The 3,777-nt window shown below is 43.5% G+C and carries 3 protein-coding genes, 1 tRNA gene, 2 rRNA genes and 2 pseudogenes; 7 read left to right on the top strand and 1 reads right to left on the bottom strand.

What is annotated here, in order from left to right; all coding sequences use genetic code 11:
* From L5M18_RS23015 to L5M18_RS22995, 5 genes are all read left to right on the top strand, one after another.
* Positions 1-116, top strand: a 23S ribosomal RNA gene (locus L5M18_RS23015); the annotation flags it as partial.
* 186 nt (positions 117-302) lie between these two features.
* Positions 303-418 (top strand): 5S ribosomal RNA (rrf, locus tag L5M18_RS23010).
* 36 nt (positions 419-454) lie between these two features.
* A tRNA-Asp gene (locus L5M18_RS23005) sits at positions 455-531 on the top strand.
* A 334-nt stretch (positions 532-865) separates the two neighbouring features.
* Positions 866-1,120 (top strand): YkgJ family cysteine cluster protein, encoded by a 255-nt coding sequence (locus L5M18_RS23000; RefSeq protein ID WP_105250837.1) that lies wholly within the window; start codon positions 866-868, stop codon positions 1,118-1,120.
* 22 nt (positions 1,121-1,142) lie between these two features.
* Positions 1,143-1,598 carry an Rrf2 family transcriptional regulator gene (locus tag L5M18_RS22995; RefSeq protein ID WP_105250838.1) on the top strand — a complete coding sequence of 152 codons (456 nt, stop codon included), beginning with the start codon at positions 1,143-1,145 and terminating at the stop codon, positions 1,596-1,598.
* Here L5M18_RS22995 and L5M18_RS22990 read toward each other — a convergent pair.
* Positions 1,573-2,025, bottom strand: a pseudogene (locus L5M18_RS22990) (divergent polysaccharide deacetylase family protein); the annotation flags it as partial. The gene L5M18_RS22995 and the pseudogene L5M18_RS22990 overlap by 26 nt on opposite strands.
* A 73-nt stretch (positions 2,026-2,098) precedes the next feature.
* Between L5M18_RS22990 and L5M18_RS22985 the strand changes: the two are divergent.
* Both L5M18_RS22985 and L5M18_RS22980 read left to right on the top strand, forming a co-directional pair.
* On the top strand, positions 2,099-3,127 hold the full coding sequence (locus tag L5M18_RS22985; RefSeq protein ID WP_263138145.1) for an IS110-like element ISSba8 family transposase: 1,029 nt from the start codon (positions 2,099-2,101) through the stop codon (positions 3,125-3,127).
* 290 nt (positions 3,128-3,417) lie between these two features.
* A pseudogene (locus L5M18_RS22980) lies at positions 3,418-3,777 on the top strand (transposase); the annotation flags it as partial.

Genomic DNA, 3,777 nt, shown 5'->3' with positions numbered 1-3,777 from the left:
CTAGGAATTTAATTCCTCTAAAGAGCCGTTCGAGACTAGGACGTTGATAGGCATGGTGTGTAAGCGTTGTGAGGCGTTGAGCTAACATGTACTAATGACTCGAGAGGCTTAACCATACAACCCAGATGGGTTTTACTGAAAATGTTCCAGACATTTTCTAGCACTTCCTCCTTCCATGGAGGTCGTACGAAAAGCCTTAGACAGAATACAGATACTTGATAAAGTTAAAGACTCAAAACAATCAGCTTTTCAAATTATTATTAACGTGGTCCAGAGATGGACACGGTAATAAACAGAATTTGCTTGGTGACAATAGCCTTGTGGAACCACCTGATCCCATCCCGAACTCAGAAGTGAAACGCAAACGCGCCGATGGTAGTGTGGGGTCTCCCCATGTGAGAGTAGGTCATCGCCAAGCGCCTAATTTAGATTAACGTGCAGACGTTAAGCTAAAGGAGCGGTAGTTCAGTTGGTTAGAATACCGGCCTGTCACGCCGGGGGTCGCGGGTTCGAGTCCCGTCCGCTCCGCCAACATTAAGAGATAAGCCTCATCGAAAGATGAGGCTTTTTTCGTTATGGCGTCGCGGATAATTCGTGTCAGTGACGCTAATGCTTCGAGCTCGAAGCACATGGTTATCCTCATACTCGGCTATCATGTAGATGAAATCCTTATCAGAATATGAAGCTTTCGCTTCAATGTTAAAAATCAAAACCTACTTTTTGCCGATCTTTATTCCACTTTATCAATATTGTTTCTTTCACGTTCTGAAAACCTCCTGTGCGCGACTTGGCAGTATTGACCTGTGACACTGATCTCGGACAAATTAAACGGTATAATGCTTTATGTCTTTCATGAGTAACGAAAATGAATTGTCGTCTTGGGTGTGGTGCTTGTTGTATTGCGCCTTCAATAAGCAGCGGTATTCCGGGTATGCCAAAGGGTAAGGCAGCGGGTGAGCGTTGTGTGCAATTGAGCGATGCCAATTTATGTTTGATTTTCGGCTCGCCTGATCGTCCTGCGGTTTGTAGTGATTTCGATGCATCTGAAGATGTTTGTGGTCATTCGAACGAAGAGGCGCTTTGGTTGATTACCCAACTCGAATCTCAGACCTCTCATTAAGTTTATCGCTGACAGGTGAAATATGCAGTTAACTCGTTATACCGATTTTGGCGTTCGTACCCTGATGTATTTAGCGGTTCAGCCAGATAGAACAACTTTATTTAGGATTGCTGAAATTACGCAGGTGTTTGATCTGTCACCAAATCATGTCTCTAAGATAGTGCATCATTTAGGCAAGATGGGTTACCTTGAAACCATCCGCGGTAAGATGGGCGGTTTCCGTTTGGGTAAGCCTGCGAGTGAGATTAACCTAGGCCAGTTAGTTCGAGTGTTAGAAAACTCACTCGCCCCGATTGATTGCAGCAAACCTTACTGCCGATTTACACCAGCCTGTAAGCTTAAAGGCGTGTTAGCTCAGGCTGTTGAAGCTTATTTGAATGTGCTGGATCAATATACTTTGCTGGATATTGTGAGTAACCGTGATGAGTTAGTCGCCTTGCTGCCAGACTTTTCTATTTCAGTACTGCAACTGGATTAGTACCACTTTTAAGTGCAATACCGATGGGGAGCAAACTCGATGCTGGCACCAGATCAATCCCCTCGGTTTTAAGTCTGTGTAGGTTAGCCTCCAAGAAGCGCATAGTTTCCGGATAAGGATGGGCAATCGCCACCAAGCTACCTTGGGTATGTGCCTGACTTATCATTAAGTTAAATTGTCTCTCGAGTGCATTGGCACTAGTATCATTGTCTAGAAACAGTTGGCGTTTTAGTAAAGGAATGCCTAGCTTATCTGCGTTATCCCCTGCCTTAGTGAATCGTGTTGTCATACTATCGACAAAATACAGCTGCTTTTGTTTGAGTGCTTCCATGACCCATAGCATGGGATCGTCCAGTTGAGTTAATAGACTCCCCATGTGGTTATTGGCACCTTTGGCAAAGGGAACGCTGTTATGTAGTGATGTGATGGACGCCTCAGCACCTAAGCTTGCAGTATTATGCCAAGCTTAAAGCTGACAAATAGTTCTGGAGGTTTCCATCATGGATATTAAAGTTATTGGTATCGATTTAGCCAAAAATGTTTTTCAAGTTTGTGTTTGTCTTATGGATAACTCTGTCATGAGTAACAAAAAGGTTAACAGAAACAAGCTGCTCGATAAAATTAGACAATTCCCCGAAGGTAGCCTTATTGCTATGGAGGCCTGTGGTACGGCGCATTACTGGGGAAGACAATTTCAAGCTCTTGGTTATCAAGTGCAATTGATYCCTGCTCAACATGTTAAGCCATTTGTTGCAAACCAAAAGAATGATGCCAACGATGCCCTCGCTATATGCGAAGCGGTTTTCAGACCTAATATCCACATGGTTCCAGTTAAAACTGTTGAGCAACAAGACATTAAAGCATTACGTTGTGTACGTAGTCGTCTCGTTCAAAATCGAACCGCCATGGTCAATCAAATTCGAAGCCTAGCGAGCGAGTCTGGTGTGATCTTCTCTGTCGGCAGGTTGCAATTACAAGCGTCACTTAGCCGTATTTTAGCAAATAATGAGCATGAACTGTCTCATACGCTTCATTACCTGTTAAAATTTTTATATGAAGATTTATGTGTTTTAAATGAGAGAATTAATCAAATCGAGCGCGACATTAAAGCGCTATGTCAAATCCAACCTCGCTACAATGCATTGCTGTCGATCCCTGGCTTTGGACCATTAGTCACAGCAAGCTTTATGAGTGAATTAGGTTCGGGTCATCAATTTAAAAATGGCCGGCAATTATCTGCATGGTGTGGCTTAGTGCCATCGCAATCGAGTTCTGGTGGAAAAGTTCGACTAGGATCGATCACGAAAAATGGCAGCTCAGAACTACGTGTTTTACTCATCCACGGCGCCAGAGCCGTTGGCCGATTTGCGAGCAAACATGATGATAGACTTGGGCGATGGTTTAATGCACTTGCGTTAAGGCAAGGTCGACACAAAGCCGTTGTCGCATTGGCCAATAAAATAGCGCGTATAGGATGGCGGATCCTCACGAGTAACGATAATTTCGACGTTAATAAAGCGTTTGCGTAAGACGTTAAGTATCACGTAACAGTTTACATGCACTGATGAATAAACGGTCAACCGTACCTATTAGAGCCTGACTGTGCCAAGGCATTAAATGCCGATGTAGTGATAAGGTAATAGGTTTCGGATTTACATCATGGCGCGGGTAAAAAAGCCTATTTAGACGCCGAATATATGGTAGTGAACCAATCATTCAACGGTGTTGTAAAAGCTGAGGCGTCCATATATGGCACACTAATTTTGGCCACCTAAATAGAGGTGATATTATTACCTCGTAGATGACTTTAGGTGAACACATGAGATCGACAACCAGAAAAACATTTAGTGCTGAATTCAAACTTGAAGCAGCCCAATTAGTCCTCGATAAAAACCATAGCATCATCGAAGCTGCAAAGGCGATGAACGTWGGTAAGTCCACTATGGATAAATGGGTGAGACAGTTAAAACTAGAACGCCAGGGTGGCACACCAAAAGCATCTCCGATTACCCCTGAACAAATTGAAATCCGTGAGCTGAAGAAGCAAATAGCTCGTCTTGAGGAGCACAATCTTATCCTAAAAAAGGCTACCGCTCTCTTGATGTCAGACTCGATGAACAATTTACGCTAATCAGCGCACTCAAGCAGAGCCACTCTATTCTCACAATTTGTAATGCAT

It is taken from the genome of Shewanella sp. SM20 (assembly GCF_025654545.1).
Lineage (GTDB): Bacteria > Pseudomonadota > Gammaproteobacteria > Enterobacterales > Shewanellaceae > Shewanella > Shewanella oncorhynchi.
The sequence above is the reverse complement of the archived record's forward strand: the minus strand, read 5'-3'. Positions and strand labels throughout refer to the sequence as shown.

What these genes read in the sequence shown, in the direction of transcription:
- L5M18_RS23000 (WP_105250837.1), top strand. Translation starts at nt 866, where the DNA reads ATGAATTGTCGTCTTGGGTGTGGTGCTTGTTGTATTGCGCCTTCAATA.
- L5M18_RS22995 (WP_105250838.1), top strand. Translation starts at nt 1,143, where the DNA reads ATGCAGTTAACTCGTTATACCGATTTTGGCGTTCGTACCCTGATGTAT.